Source organism: Dyadobacter sp., from assembly GCF_017744695.1.
In the GTDB taxonomy this organism is placed as follows: domain Bacteria; phylum Bacteroidota; class Bacteroidia; order Cytophagales; family Spirosomataceae; genus Dyadobacter.
The window spans coordinates 113,538-129,544 of sequence record NZ_JAGIAS010000012.1 but is presented as its reverse complement, the minus strand read 5'-3'; the positions used below and the strand labels follow the sequence as shown (position 1 = coordinate 129,544).

The window sequence follows — 16,007 nt, the reverse complement described above, 5'->3', positions numbered from 1 at the left end:
CGCTGACGGTATTTGTGGATGACGATTGTTAGTGAGGGGTAGTCAGTTATGGTCAGGTTGGCCAGTTGGCGGCGATGGCCTGGATTCCTTCGCGCATTTGCGCTTCGGAGAGCGAGGCATACCCGAGCCGGAGGCCGTTGGCAAAGCCCTTGTAACAAAACGTATCGGGTGAAATTAATGCAATGTTTTTTTGTTTCAATTTCGCTGTGAGTTGTACCAGGTCGACTGGTTTTTTAGGCGTGATCCAGAATGCCAGGCCGCCTTCCGGTTTGACGAAACCCACTTTATCGGACAAGTGTTGTAGGAGCAGTTTCTCGAAATTATCCCTTTTGGACTTGTACAGGGAAGTCGTTCGCTTCAAATGCCTGCGGATTTCTCCGTCTTGAATTAATTGAAACACAGCCTGTTCCATGATGTAATCGCCCTGCACGTCGATGATCTTGCGGATGTTCGTAACCTTGTCGATGACCGACGCGCAGGACGCGAGGTAACCGATCCTTAGCGCAGGCGCAACGATCTTGCTCATCGTGCCGATGTACACGTAGTTACGGGCCTGTTCAAGACTGCTCACGGGCATGACCGGTCGCGGGCTGAAATGAAATTCATGATCGTAATCATCCTCGATAATCATGAAACCGTATTCGTTGGATAATGCGACGAGCTCCATTCGCCGACGCAGATTAAGTGTCACGGTCGTCGGGAACTGATGGTGCGGGGTAATGTAGACTGCTTTAATATTGGGATATTCTTTCAAATATGCTCTGATTTCGTCGATTACGATCCCCTGTGCGTCTACATTCACGGGTAGCAGCCCCGCGCCCGCATGCGTGAAGGCTTCCCAAGCGGGTTTGTAGCCCGGGTTTTCGATCAGCACGTGGTCGCCGGGTTTCAGCAATGCATGCGCCGTGAGAAACATGGCCATCTGGCTGCCCCGGGTAATGAATACCTGGTCGGCTGAGAGCCGCATACTCCTTTTGTAATTCAGCATTTGGGCGATGGCCTCCCGGAACTCGGGATCACCTGCCTCGTGCCGGTAGCCCATCATTTGCCAACGTCCTTTTCGGGCGAAAATCTGCCGGTAGGCGCGGGCCAGCTCGTCGATGGGCGCCAAAGCGCTGTCGGGCAGACCGTCGTCGAATACCACCAACGGCTTCGTATCCAACTCCCTGACAATGCCTGACTTTCTGACTATTGACTTTTCGGACGAATTAGCCGGCTGTACATCTGCCACAAATATCCCGCGCCGTTCTTTCGGCACCAGCCAGCCCTCGGCTATCAGCACGTCCAGCGCCTCCACGACTGTGTTGCGGTTTACATTCAATTGTGCCGCGAGCTGACGGCTCCCCGGCAAAATACTGCCTGCAACAAGTTTCCCACCCTGAACAGCGGCAATCACCGCGTCGGCAATCTGCATATAAACCGCCTTTTCTTCATCGCGGTCGAGCGGTATGACGAGCTCCCAGGGTCTCAACATCTGGACTACTTATTTTTATGAATTCTGAACCAGTAAGCTGGTCCAAAGATACGGTTGTTTTGTATCGCGATCATGCAGCAACACTCAAAAATTTCCGAACCATGGAAACCAAAACACAGCCATTCAGCTCTAAGGATTTTCACCAGACTTTCGCGCGTCCCGTGTATGTGAAGCCCGAAAAACTCATTCACCGCAATGTGGAGCAAGCCGGTGAGCACAGCCAGTTTTCGACAGAAAGAAAGCACCCGGTATTCTTCGTCGATCTGCCTACCAAAAATGTCAGCATGACGGTCGGCGGCCTGCTGCCGGGCCAGCTCACCAACCGTCACCGTCACACCTACGAAACGGTTTTGTATGTGCTCGAAGGAAAGGGGTACACCGAAGTGGAAGGCGAGCGTGTGGAGTGGCAGGCCGGCGACGCCGTTTACATCCCGAGCTGGGCATGGCACCGTCACCAGAACCTGAGCGACACCGAACCCGCCCGTTATCTGGCCTGTGAGAATGCGCCGCAGCTTCAAAACCTGGGCGTGGCGCTCCGCGAGGAAGAGGGGCGAGACCTTTAAGTAGTTTAATGTATTTGGGTTAATTATTTGAAATACAGATTGTTATAATAGAATGAGTAAATCGGAAACTTTAAGAGGCATCATTGCCTATCCCATAACCCCGTTCGACGCTGAAGAGCGAGTGGATATTGGCTTGTTTAAAAAACTCACGGACAGACTGGTAACTTCCGGCTCGCATGCGATTGCACCGCTGGGAAGCACCGGTGTGCTTCCGTACCTGAACGACCAGGAGAAGGAGGCAATCGTGGAAGCAACCCTCGATGTGGTAGCAGGCCGTGTACCGGTGGTTGCAGGCGTTTCCAATCTCACGACGGAACGCACGATTTACCATGCCCGCTTTGCCGAAACCGCCGGTGCGGCCGCGGTGATGATCATACCGATGAGCTACTGGAAACTGACGGAAGACGAGATATTTGCGCATTACCGCAAGGTCGCCGAGGCGATTTCCATTCCTATTATGGCCTACAATAACCCGGCTACGGGCGGTATCGATATGTCGCCCGCATTGCTGAAACGCCTGCTCGAAATTCCGAATGTGACGATGATCAAGGAAAGCACAGGCGATGTGCAGCGGATGCATTATCTTCGGCGGGTACTGGGTGAGGACGTAGCGTTTTTCAACGGATCTAATCCATTGGCACTGGCCGCATTTTCGGCCGGAGCGGTGGGCTGGTGCACCGCGGCCCCGAACCTGATTCCGAAACAAAACCTGGCTTTGTATCATGCAATTCTGGATAATGACCTCGCAGGCGCGCGCGACGCGTACGACAGGCAATCGGAGTTGCTCACGTTCATTACTGCCAACGGATTGCCGCGCACGATTGCCGCCGGATTACAGATACAAGGAGTTGAAAGCGGTTTGTTGAGAAGCCCGCTCGCGCCGTTAGGTATGGCCGATTTTGAGAAGCTGAGAGGCCTTTTGCAATGAATGTACGTGGTTGTTGCAACAAATGCAGGCGTTTAGGGGGCATTTCGGTTACAAAATTTTAACCAAGCCTGCATGAGATATCTGTACACGTTTATTATCGGCATCCTGCCCGCGCTAGAGTCTGGGCAGGATGCTGTGCAAAAGGGGCATTTTGAATACGGCGTGTTTGGAGGCAAGCAGCTCTGGGGCAAGATTTACGATGACCGCAAAATGGAGGCTGTGTCGGGATGGGTTGGTGGCATCGACCTGGGCTACCGGGATAAATCCGGTATTTCTTTTCACCTGCAACCCAATTACAGCACGTTCGGAAGCATCCTTGAGGAAGGAAAAAACACCCAGGTTTATCTTTGGCGCAAATGGAATTGGTATGCGATCAATGTGCCGCTGACAGTCCGGTACACGCTGTCCAGTGGCAAAATCCGTCCATTCGCCGAAGTAGGTCTTAACCTCAGGCTCCGGACCAAGATAACGATGAAATATGACGGCTACGGTTGCGGAGTGGTCGGCTGTTACGGCTCTGAGGGTATAGATGACGTGCAGCGGTCTACGACGAAGGATCCCGCGGGGCTGGTTGCTGCAATCGGCGCAGAAATAGATGTTTTAAGTGTGACAATACCTGTTTCTATCAGGCTCAACGAGAGCTTCGGGACATTTGGCGGCAAGCCTGACTCAACGCCCGGAAGTAGTTACGGAACACTTAAAACAAGAGTCGTGCAGGTTACTGCGGGGATCAGCATTCCTTGAATGCGTTGAAGTAACGTTGTATCTTTTACGAAATAAACACGGCCTATGAGGACATTTTGCGTTTTGCTCTGTTTGACTTTTTTGTATACGAACGTCTATGGCCAGTTGGATGTCCCGCGCAAGCAATGGCGGTTCGGTTTATTGGCAGGTCGCCCGGTAGCAGGTAAAATATTTGAGGGAGCCAATACGGAGTCGGCTTCCGGGCTGGTTGCAGGGCTGGATTTAAGCTACGATTTCGAAAAGGTAAAGTCCAGGGCATCCATTCATTTCCAACCGGCTTTTGTGACATTTAAAATGACAAAAGAAACGGGCCAGAAAAATAGTCAATATTATATCAAACAGCAGTGGAAGTGGGAAGCGATTCATTTGCCATTGTCCTTCCGTTATACGCTACCCACTGGAATAGTCCGGCCGTTCTTAGAACTGGGATTCAATTTCAGGTTTAGAACTGCCCTTGCCGTGAGTGCGTCTGGTACTAATTGTGGCATTGCCGGGTGTATTCCGGTCTCTTCCAGCCAGAGTGTACAGAATATTGCGGATAAAGATAAATTGGGGATTCTCGCCGGTGCCGGCGTCGAAATAGATGCGGGAAAAGTAACGATTCCCTTGACGATACGGCTTGTGGACGGCATTGCTAAAAAGAGATACGACGATCCGGCATCTCCAACAACATATTCCAACCTGAAAACGAAACTGATTCAGGTGACCGCAGGCGTTACTTTGTAACTGTATCGCCTACAAAAGCAATCAGATTCCCATCCGGATCGGCGATGTAAAACTCCTTCCCGTAAGGCATTTCCCGGAGCGGCTGCACGATGTCAATTTCCTTTTTGGAGATTTCTTCAAAGAGCGCTTCCAGATTGTCTACTGCGAACAAAAGATCGATATTTTCCGCTTCGTTTTGTGCACGGGCTTCTTTCGGTGCTTTATAATCCGTTTTTAAATGGATCGGATGCCCGTCTTTTTCAATACTTGCATAAAAATCTTCATAACGGAACACAAGTGTGAAACCGAGTTGCCGCACGTAAAATGCAATGGCCGCTTCGAGGTCATGCACCAGAAGCAACGGAGTGATTTCTTTTATCTTGAAGTGCATTTGAGTATAAATAAATGATTGAAAAATGCCGTTAGGCATGCAATATTGGTAGTTAAGGTAATCGTCCGAGTATAGGAATGCCTTTGGGCATGTAACGGCAGAGGCTGCGCGTGCTTTGTTGTCGCATCCCTGACGGGATTTTCCAAATGGAATCCAGCGGCGGATTGCTACCGATATGACATCGCTACGCGATTGTTTACTGCTTCCGGATCGGGAATTCTCCTGCTAATATGCAGTATATTTTTTATTGAAAAAGTATAATTGGCTCTGTTCTAATGTAATTAATGTTTACATTTATGTGTCAGTGGGTTACAACGTAGACCGGCATCGCTATGAAAAGACTTTCCGCCTCCGTCTTTTTAATCTTATTTCTTCAAAACTTCGTGCATGGGCAACCGACAGATACGTTTCGCCGGTGGTATTTTGGGGTTATGGCGGGGCCACAATTTTCAAGACTGATACCCAAGGATCCCGGCGCTGGCTGGACGACCGGTATTTTTTCCGCGATCGATGTCAGTTATGCTTTGCAACATTCGGCAAAGGGCTGGTCGGTACATTTTCAGCCCGGCGTTAACGGGTCAAGATCCAAGCGGACAAATAGTGACAGCACCTTCCATATGACATGGAAGTCGAAAGTGATGTCTGTTAATTTGCCATTGCTGGTCCGCTATACATTCCTGGAAGGAAAGATACGGCCATTCGCAGAGGCCGGGGCCAGCTATCTGATGTATAATTCCTGGTCGCTCAAAGGCGAGGGGTATTTTTGTCAGGATGGCGGATGTTATCCGAACGAATTTGACGCGAAGATCAAAAACAGTGTGAAGAAGGGCCGGTTCTCTGCGCTTGCGGGCGTCGGGGTAGAATTCGATTTAGGGAAAGTAACGATTCCGGTTACCGTACGCTGGAATGAACAACTGTTAAAAAAGGAAACCTTCTACGACCCTGTTTCTGCGACCACTACGTATGCTTCTTTCAAATCCCGAACGATACAGGTAGCTGCGGGTATCACGTTCTGACCGCGCAGGTCGTTTTTGCACTGCCCCAAAAAATCTGCACTTTTTACGTTATCCCACTCCCCAAACCAGACAATGTAATGTACTGGTAATCACGTGCGTTGAATCGCGTCCTTTTGATACAGGCAATCCTGAATAATGCAATTTTTTAAAAATATAGAACAATTGACCACGTGTCCTCCCGCATTTTCCTGTCTTACTTCTAAAAGCCTGTTTTAGAAAAATACCCATTTATATTTAAAGTTTACCAATGCTTTCATCGCGGGGTTCGGAGGATAACGAGAAGGAGATTTCCTGGGAAATGGGAGGGGTGCAGCGCGAACGCGAGATCCGGCCGGGCAGTGAGGCGGATAAAGTCCATCCGGACCGGGTCAGTCCAGACCGGGTCAGTCCAGACCGGGAACTTTTTATCCGCAAGACATTTGAAGAAAGTCCCGAGGAGGGGTGCGCATTGCTTTTCAGGTTGTATTACAGTGCGTTATGTTCCTATGCCGTGCGTTTCCTGTATTCCAAAGACGCGGCCGCGGACCTGGTTTCGGAGATGTTCTATGCATTCTGGAAAAACCGTTCTTATGAATCGGTCAAGTCATCTTACAGGGCTTATCTTTTCAAATCGGTGCAGAACCGGGCCTATAACTATCTCGCCAGCGAACTTAAAAACACCGATTCTTTTGAAGTGATGCCCCATTACGACGTCGCTTCACCCGAACGTCCGGAGGCTTTGATGTATTTCGAGGAATTGGCGAGCCGCATCGATCGCCTGGTGGAGCAATTGCCGCCGCAATGCCAGAAGGCATTCATGCTCAACCGTTTTGAAAACAAAAAAATACAGGAGATCGCGGCCGAGATGAACCTGTCGAGCCGGACGGTCGAAGGGCATATCAGCAAGGCATTGAGCGCATTACGGCAGGGATTGAAAGACCACTGGACGTGGTTGCTGGTGCTATACCCTCTTTTCAGCTGATCCTATAACATCCTTAACACTATTCGATATTTAAAATCACTGATATGAACACATTGTCAGTAAACAAAGCACTCCTGTTCCAGTATTTCGCCGGTAATGCAAGCCCGGCACAAAAGCGGCTGATCGCCGAATGGCTGGCGCATGCCGATAATCAGGAATTGTATTTTGAATGGCTCGCCGAATGGCAGTTGCAGTCGCCGCAATTCCTGCCCGATGGTCAGGAGTGTTATGACGCTTACGTGCGCTACATGCGCGAGAACGCGAATCCGGGCGAGACGCTCGAAAGTAATGCGCAGGAGCCGTTTCCGGTTGCAGGAACCAGGCGCTTCGGTCGTCGCTCCTGGTTGATGGCTGCCGCGTCGGTATTCGTGCTAGGTATGACGGCCTGGCTCGGCCGGGACCAGATTTTGTACAAAACCTATGCGACCGACTTCGGCGAGACGCGCTCTGTGGAGCTTTCGGATGGAACCAAAGTCATATTGAATGCGAATACTTCGATGAAAGTCCCGCGGTTCGGTTTCGGGGAAAATACCCGGGAGGTGAAGCTGAACGGCGAAGCATTTTTCAATGTGACCCACACCATCGATAACAAGCGGTTTATGGTCAAAACCGAGGATGATTTCGAAGTGATGGTGCTCGGGACCGAGTTTTCGGTGTACGCGCGGCAGAAAGGCGGGAAGGTATTGCTGAAAAAAGGTAAAGTACACGTGCTGTTTTCGGAAGGTAACCGGAAAAAAGAGCTGGTCATGAAACCGGGCGACCTTGTAACGATGGCGAAATCGGCAGCGAAGCCAACCGTCAGGCCGAATGCAGACACACAGAAGCTGATCGCATGGACCGGTAACCGGTTTGTTTTTGACAAAACACCCTTGTCGGAAGTGGCGACCCAGTTGCAGGAGCATTATGGTATCCGGGTGGAAATCAAAGATAACCGGTTTGCCAGCCGTACCGTGAGCGGCACCTTCCAACCCGAGAGCGGCGAAGAACTGCTCGCATTGCTTTCGGAGCTTTTCGATTTCCGCCTGGCGCGCGAAGGCGATGCCTACCTGATTTTGCAGAAATAAAGACCTTAATATATCCCTATCCAGATCCCCGTATGAAACAAAGATCATTACTGTCATTGGTTTGCTGTGGCCTGATGCTCATCGCCGCGCCGCCTTTGGACGCCCAGGTGCTGGCCTTTAATGCGCATAAAAACCGCATGCTCCCACCGGAGCAAACCACCAACCAGGTGAAGCTGCTCGACGTGCTTTTGCAACTCAAAAAATTTTACAATGCCGATATCCTGTTCGAAGAGAGCCAGATGAGCGGTATTACTGTGCCCGATTTCGTATTCGACAAGAGCCTTTCGGCAGAAAAGAATATGGAAGCATTGCTGAAATCGACAAACCTGACGCTGAAAAAGGTGCGGAAGAATGCATACATGATTTTGCCAAGGAGGATTGAAACTTCGGTTATCGGCAGTCGGCCGACGGCGGGAGCAATGCAGGTACTGACCGCAAGCCGGACAGTTGCGGCTGAAATCAAAGTGAGCGGGACGGTGACGGATGCCAATGGTGAAGGATTGCCCGGTGTGAACGTGCTGGTAAAGGGGACTATCAATGGTACCAATACCGATGTGAACGGGAAGTATTCGCTCGATGTGCCTTCGGCGGAATCGGTGCTGGTGTTTACTTCGATTGGTTTCCAAAAGCAGGAGCTGACGGTGGGCCAGCGCTCGGTGGTGGATGTGAAAATGGCCGTCGAAACGCAAACGCTTGATGAGGTAGTGGTCACTGCTTTGGGTATCAAAAAGGAAAAGAAGGCATTGGGTTATGCCATTTCCGAAGTAAAAGGGGAGGACCTCACGCAAGCGCGCTCCACCAACATCGCCAACAGTCTCGTAGGTAAAGTAGCCGGTCTGAATATTTCGAGCACGGCAACAGGGCCCAGCGGTTCGTCGCGTATAGTGATCCGCGGTAATGGATCGATTTCGGGTAATAACCAGCCGCTGATCATCGTGGACGGTATCCCGATCAACAACGACAACCTTGGCTCGGTAGCAATCGGTGCCAACCGGGAGGGCTCCTGGACCGGTTCGGACCGCGGAGACGGTATTTCCAGCCTTAACCCGGACGAAATAGAGAGCATCAGCGTACTGAAAGGTGCCACTGCGGCGGCATTGTACGGTTCGAGGGCTTCCAATGGCGCTATTTTGGTGACTACAAAGGGCGGCAAGGCCGATAAAGGCATAGGTGTGGAAGTGAACAGCAACTTCCTGGCGGAGGATCTTTTGTTTAAATCCTACAAAGACTATCAATACGAATATGGCCTCGGAAGCAACGGAATCAAACCAACGACCGTAGCCGAAACGGCAACGCGAAACAGCTGGGGTGGCCGCCTGGATGGCAGCAATTCGATGAACTACGACGGCGTCGAGCGCCCGTATGTGGCCGCGAAGGATAACCTGCGGAAGTTTTACAACGTCGGGACTACCTTTACCAACTCCGTGGCATTGACCGGCGCTACCGAAAAGGTCACTTACCGGCTTTCGATGAATGATCTGAACAATAAAGGTGTGCTGCCGAACAACACGCTCCGCCGCAACAATTTTGCGTTGAATACGAATGGTAACCTCGGCAAACGCATTTCATTCGTAGCGAATGCGAAGTACATCATCGAGAAAAACCACAATCGCCCACGCGTGAACGACTCGCCGGGAAATGCCAATTTCGCGATGTACGTGCTGCCGACTTCACTTGATGTGGATGTGCTGAAAAACGCGCAGTTCGACGCAAACGGCAACGAAAAGGTATGGTCGGATAACCAGTACACCCAAAACCCGTATTTTGCCACAGAGCAATACCAGCAGGATGATAACAAAAAGCGTGTAATCGCCTCTTTTGAGCCAAAATACACTATTACTGACTGGCTTTACCTGAAAGGCCGCATTGGTTTCGATAATTTCAATTACCGTTACAAGAGTATCGAGCCCTACGGCACGGGTTATGTGTTGCGGGGAAGCTATACGTCGTCGCTGCGCGAATTTACCGAAACCAACAAGGAACTTTTGGTGGGTGTTAACCGGAAAATCGGGGAGAAATTTGCCTTCAACGGCCTTTTTGGGGGGAATATGATGAAGCAGGTAACGAACCTGAACGAAGTTTCGGCCAACAACAGCTTCAACATTCCATTCTTCTACGACGTTTCGAACATCGATCCGGCGGCACGGACCGTCACCGAGGCTTACATTGAAAAGCGCATCAACTCGGTGTATGGCTCGGCGGAGTTTTCCTACAACAACTACCTGTTCGTAACGGCGACTGCGCGTAACGACTGGTTCTCGACGCTGGCGAAGGGTAAGAACAGCATTTTTTATCCTTCGTTCGGTGTGAGTTTCGTGGCTTCGGAGGCTTTGAAATTGCCTTCGGCGATCAATTACCTGAAATTCCGCGGGTCGTGGGCGCAGGCAGGTGGCGATACCGATCCCTATAATCTGTCGCTCTACTACTCGTTGAGCGGTGCGCATTTAGGGTCCGCAATGGCGCAGATTAACGGTACCCGCGTACCGAACGGCGGCTTGCAGCCATTGACTTCGACGGTTTCAGAATTGGGTTTAGAGGCTAAATTGTTCAACAACCTCCTGAATGTGGATTTGGCGGTTTACGACCGCAAAACAACCGATGATATTGTAAGTGCCACGATTTCGGAAACATCCGGCTACACGAGCGCCTTGTTTAATGTGGGGGCGATCCGCAACCGTGGGATCGAATTGCTTTTGGGCGCTACGATCGTGAATGGCAAGAAATTTACCTGGGATGCTTCCTTTAATATGGGGTACAATGCGAGCGAGGTGCTGAGCCTGTACGGCGACCTGCAAACGCTTCGTGTGGACCAGTCGCGGCCGGGCTCGGCATTCATTCACCAGGATGTGGGCAAGCCGTACAGCCAGATCAAAGGTTACGATTTCAAACGCGACGCGAGCGGCAATATCGTGTACAACTCGCAGGGATTGGCCATGGCAGGGGACATCAGGACCTTCGGCTCGGGGGTATCGCCTTATACGTTGGGTTTGAACAATACATTTAATTATAAAGGCATTAGCCTGAGCGTGCTCGTGGATGGTAAATTCGGCGGGTACATTTATTCGGGTACCAATGCGCTGGCTTACCGGTTTGGCCTGCAAAAGGAGACACTGGTGGGTCGTGAGGGTGGCGTAACCGGCGAAGGCGTGACCGAATCGGGCGAGCCTAACACGGCAAAAGCGCCAGCACAAGCCTATTACAGCAACTGGTACTCGGCCATTGCCACGCCGTTTGTCTACAAATCGGATTTTATCAAACTCCGCCAGATCATCCTGCAATACTCGATCCCGGGCCGACTCCTGGGTAAGCTGCCGTTCAAAGGAGCATCGGTATCCATCGTGGGACGCAACCTGGCCGTGCTGATGAAAAAAGTGCCGATTATCGACCCGGAAGCGACTTACAATAACGGCAATGCCCAAGGCGTGGAGTTTGCCGGTACGCCGCCGACGCGCTCCTATGGCGTTAACCTGAACCTGAAATTCTGATCCTTCAAAAAGAGAAATCATGCTTAAAAAATTAACTATATGCCTGGCATTGCTCGCAGGAGCCGGCGCCTGTACCAAGGATTTCGAGGAAATCAATGTCAACCCGAATGCGCCCAGCAACGTGCCGGTGGATTACCTGCTGGGCCAGTCGCAGCTGTTGCTGACGGGCTCAGCAAGTGGCCCCGCGTCGAAAGCCTGGCGTGCCAACTTCGGGTATGCGGCCTGCCTGATCCAGCAGATGTCGTCTATCGACGCGACTTTTTACAAAGGCAGTTTTTACACTTTCCTGGGGGAAATCAATTCTGCTTTTTTCGATAACTCTTACACTTATGCTGTCAAAAGCATGGTGAACCTGATCGAGGTGGCGAAGCAGGATCCGAAGAATGTGAATGTGCTTTCGATGGCACGCATTATTAAAGTCATGGAGTTCTCGCGCACGACGGACCTCTATGGTGATATCCCGTATTTCGAAGCAGGAAAGGGTTTTATCGACGGCAATTTCTCGCCGAAATACGACGCCCAGCAGGAAATTTACATGGATATGCTGAAAGAGCTCGACGAAGCAGGTAAGGCATTTGATACGGCCCAATATATTCCCAAAGCGGCCGACTATATCTATGGCGGCGATCTCGATAAATGGAAGCGCGCGGCGAACTCGTTCATGCTGCGTCTGGCCATGCGTATGCAAAAGGCCGATCCGGCCAATGCACAGCTCTGGGCTAAAAAAGCCATCGATGGCGGGTTGATTACAGGAAATACGGAAACTATCGCAGTGAAGTTCGCCAATACCGGAGCGGAGATCAACTCGAACCCCAATTCGTGGATCCTTGGCCCAAGCGGCTCGAACATTACCAATATCCCTAATGCCGGCGTACAATGGGCCAAAACGCTGATCGACATGATGAAGGAGCGCCAGGACCCGCGACTGCCGATTATTTCGATGATCAAAGGCGGGGACAATAGCATAGCCAGGCAACGAGGCCTGCCGAATGCGACCGACGCCACCGGCCTCGCTGCCCTGGATGAAAAGAACCTCGATAACTACTCGCGCCCCGCAACCGGCGTGATCGGTATCGCATTGCCATGGATTTACATGAGCTACGCCGAAACCCAGCTCCTCAAAGCAGAGGCGATCGAACGCGGCTGGGCGACGGGTAATGCCAAAGCGGCATTCCAGGAAGGGCAGTCTGCTGCGCTGGCGCAGATGTCATGGGCTAATGCGACCATTTCGAATACGGATATCGCTGCCTACGCTGCTAAAAATCCATATCCGGAAGCCGGAACGCTGGCCGCGAAAATGAATGCGATCCACACGGAGGTATATTTGCTGTCGGCTAGTACTTTTAACCATATCGAAGGCTGGGCCAACTGGCGCAGAACGGGTTACCCGGTGCTGACGCCGGTGAATTACCTCGGCAACGACACCAACGGCCAGATCCCGCGCCGCCTGCGCTATCCGCTTAGCGAAGAGGGCATTAACCCAAACTTCAAAACGGCGATCGAGCGGCAGGGGCCTGATGTGTTCATGACCCGAATCTGGTGGGACAAGTAAACCGATCATGATGGAAAATTCACGCAGGAATTTTATCAAAAACACCGCGCTGGTGACGGCGGCCAGCGCGCTTACCGGGCCAGCCTCGGTCGCCACTTCGCAGACAAGGGAAATGGCTGGTTATGCGCAGGACGGCGGCATGAAGTTCTGCCTGGCGCATTTCTTCGGAATGGACCCCAACCGCATTGCGCTTTCAAAGCAAATGAATGTGCTGGGCGCGGTAGGAGGGATCAACCCGCAGAGTGTGGGCCTGGGCAATGTCAAAAACTGGGAGTACGAGGCCATTGTGGCCGTGCGCGATTTCTGGGCGAAACATGGTATTACCTACCGTGTGATCGAGGGGCCGCCGTCGCTGTACGAAAAGACCAAGCTGGGGCTGGATGGTAAAGATCAGGAAATAGAGACCTTTATCCGGTTTATCCAAAACCTTTCGAAGGCCGGGATCGACACGGTTTGCTACAACTGGATGCCCGTCATCAGCTGGGCGCGCACGAAGCTCGACAAACCCTCACGCGGGGGCGCGCTCGTGAGCTCGTTCGATTACGAGGACGTGAAGGACAAGCCGCTCACCCAATACGGCGATTTCACGCACGATACCATGTGGAAGAACCTCGAATACTTTCTCAAAGCCGTGGTACCCGAGGCCGAGAAAGTCGGTGTGAAGCTCGCATTACACCCGGATGATCCCCCGGTCGACAAAATCCAGGGTATCCCGCGCATTATGACCTCGTCCAATGCATTCAAGCGCCTGATCGAGATCGTACCGAGTGAGAGCAACGGCATTACATTATGCCAGGGCACCTTCGCGACGATGGGCGAGGATATCCCGTCGGCGATCAAATACTTCGGCAGCCGAAAGAAAATCCACTTTGTGCACTTTCGTGATGTTCGTGGCAACAAAAACAACTTCGAAGAAACCTTCCACGACGACGGCAAGACCGATATGTACGAAGCGATGAAAACCTATTACGAAGTAGGCTTCCGCGGCCCCATGCGCCCGGACCATGTGCCTACCGTCGCTGGCGACAGCAACGAACACGCCGGTTACAGCAACTACGGCGCGCTGTTCGCGATCGGGTACATGCGAGGGCTGGTCGAGTCGATTGCGAAGGCGCACCGGGCGTGATTTGAATGATTGAATGATCCGCGGTGGAATGGGGAATGGGTGAATGATTGAATGATTGAATGATTGAATGATTGAATGATTGAATGAGCCGCCGTGGAATGGGGAATGAGTGAATGAGTGAATTTTGAATGAGTGAATTTTGAATGGTTGAATGAGAATCGATCCGAAGTGTTGAAAGAAAAATATTCACTCATTCATTCATTCAAAATTCTTTACCAGATGCAACCTTACCAGCTTGGGTTTTGTCCTACACCCTGAGAAATAAGTTACTTACTGTTTATTTCTTTCGACATAATCAACCTAACCTTCTCAGCCATGAAAACATTTGCCGTCAGCTTTTTTGCAATCGTGCTATTCATAGCCGTTTTAAAGGAACGCCGGAGCACGGAGGGAACCATTAACCCGATCATCGGGGATGCCAGTTTCGAGTCGAAATTCGGTATAAGGCCCGATGCGGCGACGGATGATCAGCTTCGGATCGCGACGCATTTGGAATATGTAGAACAAAAACTGCGAAACCGCGATGTATCCCGTTTATCGGCTCCTATGCGGGCCAAACGCGCGCATTTGCTCAACTTGCTGCACGAATACCGCACGGCGGGGTTGTTTCCCAAAAACTACGAGCACGCGGAACGGAAACCCTGCTTTATCGACCGGAATGGGACGATCTGTGCAGTTGGTTACCTTATCGAGCAGACAGCGGGACGGGCAGTTGCGGAGGATATCAACAGCCGGAACCAATATGCCACGATATTTGAAATGAGGGATAAAAAGGTTGACAAATGGATTGTGGAAAGCGGCCTGAGCAAAGAAGAGTGTGCGATGATCCAACCCGCCTATAATCCTATGCCGACCTACAAACCTGAGATCAAACCTGCCTACGCGATCACGTCGTCAGTACTGATCGGGCTCAATGGGGCGTCGTCGGTTATTAATGCGATGGAAGTGGGCAAGGGAAGCCGGACGAATGCGACGCCGGTGCTCGGGATCGTGGGCGGGGCCGGGCAGTTCATTGCGGGAGCGGTCGGTTTCAACCGGGAAAACCAGGTAGACGGAGCTACTGGCACATGGTATGCGAGCAAAACGCAACGGAATATTTCGATGATGAATATGGGCCTAGGATCGCTGAGCATCGGGCTGAGTATCTGGAACCTGGCCGTGAATAACAAGCCTGTATCAAGACGTTCCGCCTGGGATTTGCGTAGCTTTCCTGATGCGAACGGAAAGTCGGGCCTGGCGTTGAGTTTTACGCACCAATTCTGACATACCTTACTGCCACTTGGCCAGTAGTTCCTTGAAGGCATCCTTGTAAAGGTCCCCGACCGGAATATCCACGCTGCCGATGTGGACGGCGCTTTTGCTGATTGAATCTACCTTACCGACGGCCACAATGAATGAGCGGTGAATGCGGATAAATTTGCCGGAGGGAAGTTTTTCTTCAATGGCTTTGAGACTGCTATGCGAAACCACCGGGCTGCCATTGGCCTGGTGGATTTTGACATAATCCTTGAATGATTCAATGAAAAGAATTGCGTCGAAATCGATGCGTACCAACTTGTAATCCGATTTGACGAACAGGTAATTTTCGCTCGAATCCAGCTCGGGTTCGTTCGAGCCTTCGCGCAGGTTTTCGAAATACTTTCTGGCTTTCATGGCTGTTGCCAGAAACTGGTTATAGCCGAACGGTTTGAGCAGATAACCCAGCGCATCCACCTCATAGCCCTGCACTGCAAACTGGTTATAGGCTGTTGTAAAAACGATGCGCGTCCGGCTGTCCGGGTTCTGGCTCAGGACTTTCGCAAGCTCCATTCCCGTTAGTTCAGGCATTTGTATATCCAGATAAACCAAATGAATATTTTCCTTTGTGATCACCTCCAGTGCATCCAGCGCATTGATATACCGGCCGTGCAAATGCAGGAATGGCGTTTGTTCCACAAATGAGCTCACGAGGCCTAATGCGAGCGGTTCGTCGTCGACGGTAATGCAATTCAGGGTCAT

The 16,007-nt window shown here is 51.4% G+C and carries 14 protein-coding genes; 11 read left to right on the top strand and 3 right to left on the bottom strand.

Translation table 11 applies throughout. From position 1 onward, the window contains the following. Positions 1-52: 52 nt before the first annotated feature. Positions 53-1,474, bottom strand: coding sequence for a PLP-dependent aminotransferase family protein (locus J7619_RS30965; protein ID WP_291208401.1), 1,422 nt, complete (start codon positions 1,472-1,474; stop codon positions 53-55). Between the two features lie 101 nt (positions 1,475-1,575). On the opposite strand from J7619_RS30965, the gene J7619_RS30960 reads away from it, so the two are divergent. From J7619_RS30960 to J7619_RS30945, 4 genes are all read left to right on the top strand, one after another. Further along, positions 1,576-2,037, top strand: a complete 462-nt coding sequence (locus J7619_RS30960; RefSeq protein ID WP_291208398.1) for a cupin domain-containing protein — start codon at positions 1,576-1,578, stop codon at positions 2,035-2,037. Positions 2,038-2,089: 52 nt separating this feature from the next. Continuing rightward, entirely contained in the window at positions 2,090-2,965 is an 876-nt protein-coding gene (locus J7619_RS30955; protein WP_291208396.1) for a dihydrodipicolinate synthase family protein, read from the top strand. A gap of 72 nt (positions 2,966-3,037) precedes the next feature. Further along, positions 3,038-3,709, top strand: a complete 672-nt coding sequence (locus J7619_RS30950) for a hypothetical protein (protein WP_291208393.1) — start codon at positions 3,038-3,040, stop codon at positions 3,707-3,709. A 72-nt stretch (positions 3,710-3,781) separates the two neighbouring features. Then, a complete protein-coding gene (locus tag J7619_RS30945; protein ID WP_291208390.1) occupies positions 3,782-4,435 on the top strand; it encodes an outer membrane beta-barrel protein in 654 nt (217 codons plus the stop codon). Here the strand turns inward: J7619_RS30945 and J7619_RS30940 are convergent. Further along, positions 4,425-4,805 (bottom strand): glyoxalase/bleomycin resistance/extradiol dioxygenase family protein, encoded by a 381-nt coding sequence (locus J7619_RS30940; RefSeq protein ID WP_291208387.1) that lies wholly within the window; start codon positions 4,803-4,805, stop codon positions 4,425-4,427. The genes J7619_RS30945 and J7619_RS30940 overlap by 11 nt on opposite strands. A 332-nt stretch (positions 4,806-5,137) precedes the next feature. On the opposite strand from J7619_RS30940, the gene J7619_RS30935 reads away from it, so the two are divergent. From J7619_RS30935 to J7619_RS30905, 7 genes are all read left to right on the top strand, one after another. Continuing rightward, positions 5,138-5,821, top strand: a complete 684-nt coding sequence (locus J7619_RS30935) for an outer membrane beta-barrel protein (RefSeq protein ID WP_291208384.1) — start codon at positions 5,138-5,140, stop codon at positions 5,819-5,821. Between the two features lie 247 nt (positions 5,822-6,068). Continuing rightward, positions 6,069-6,782, top strand: coding sequence for an RNA polymerase sigma-70 factor (locus tag J7619_RS30930; protein ID WP_291208381.1), 714 nt, complete (start codon positions 6,069-6,071; stop codon positions 6,780-6,782). Between the two features lie 44 nt (positions 6,783-6,826). Continuing rightward, positions 6,827-7,846, top strand: coding sequence for a FecR family protein (locus tag J7619_RS30925; protein ID WP_291208379.1), 1,020 nt, complete (start codon positions 6,827-6,829; stop codon positions 7,844-7,846). 32 nt (positions 7,847-7,878) lie between these two features. Continuing rightward, positions 7,879-11,331, top strand: coding sequence for a SusC/RagA family TonB-linked outer membrane protein (locus J7619_RS30920; protein WP_291208376.1), 3,453 nt, complete (start codon positions 7,879-7,881; stop codon positions 11,329-11,331). Positions 11,332-11,350: 19 nt separating this feature from the next. Further along, positions 11,351-12,883, top strand: a complete 1,533-nt coding sequence (locus J7619_RS30915; protein WP_291208373.1) for a SusD/RagB family nutrient-binding outer membrane lipoprotein — start codon at positions 11,351-11,353, stop codon at positions 12,881-12,883. 7 nt (positions 12,884-12,890) lie between these two features. Continuing rightward, complete coding sequence (locus J7619_RS30910; protein ID WP_291208371.1) at positions 12,891-14,009, top strand: mannonate dehydratase; 1,119 nt, start codon at positions 12,891-12,893, stop codon at positions 14,007-14,009. A 315-nt stretch (positions 14,010-14,324) separates the two neighbouring features. After that, complete coding sequence (locus J7619_RS30905) at positions 14,325-15,272, top strand: hypothetical protein (RefSeq protein ID WP_291208369.1); 948 nt, start codon at positions 14,325-14,327, stop codon at positions 15,270-15,272. Between the two features lie 6 nt (positions 15,273-15,278). Here J7619_RS30905 and J7619_RS30900 read toward each other — a convergent pair whose 3' ends face one another. Continuing rightward, positions 15,279-16,007 carry a LytTR family DNA-binding domain-containing protein gene (locus tag J7619_RS30900; RefSeq protein ID WP_291208367.1) on the bottom strand — a complete coding sequence of 243 codons (729 nt, stop codon included), beginning with the start codon at positions 16,005-16,007 and terminating at the stop codon, positions 15,279-15,281.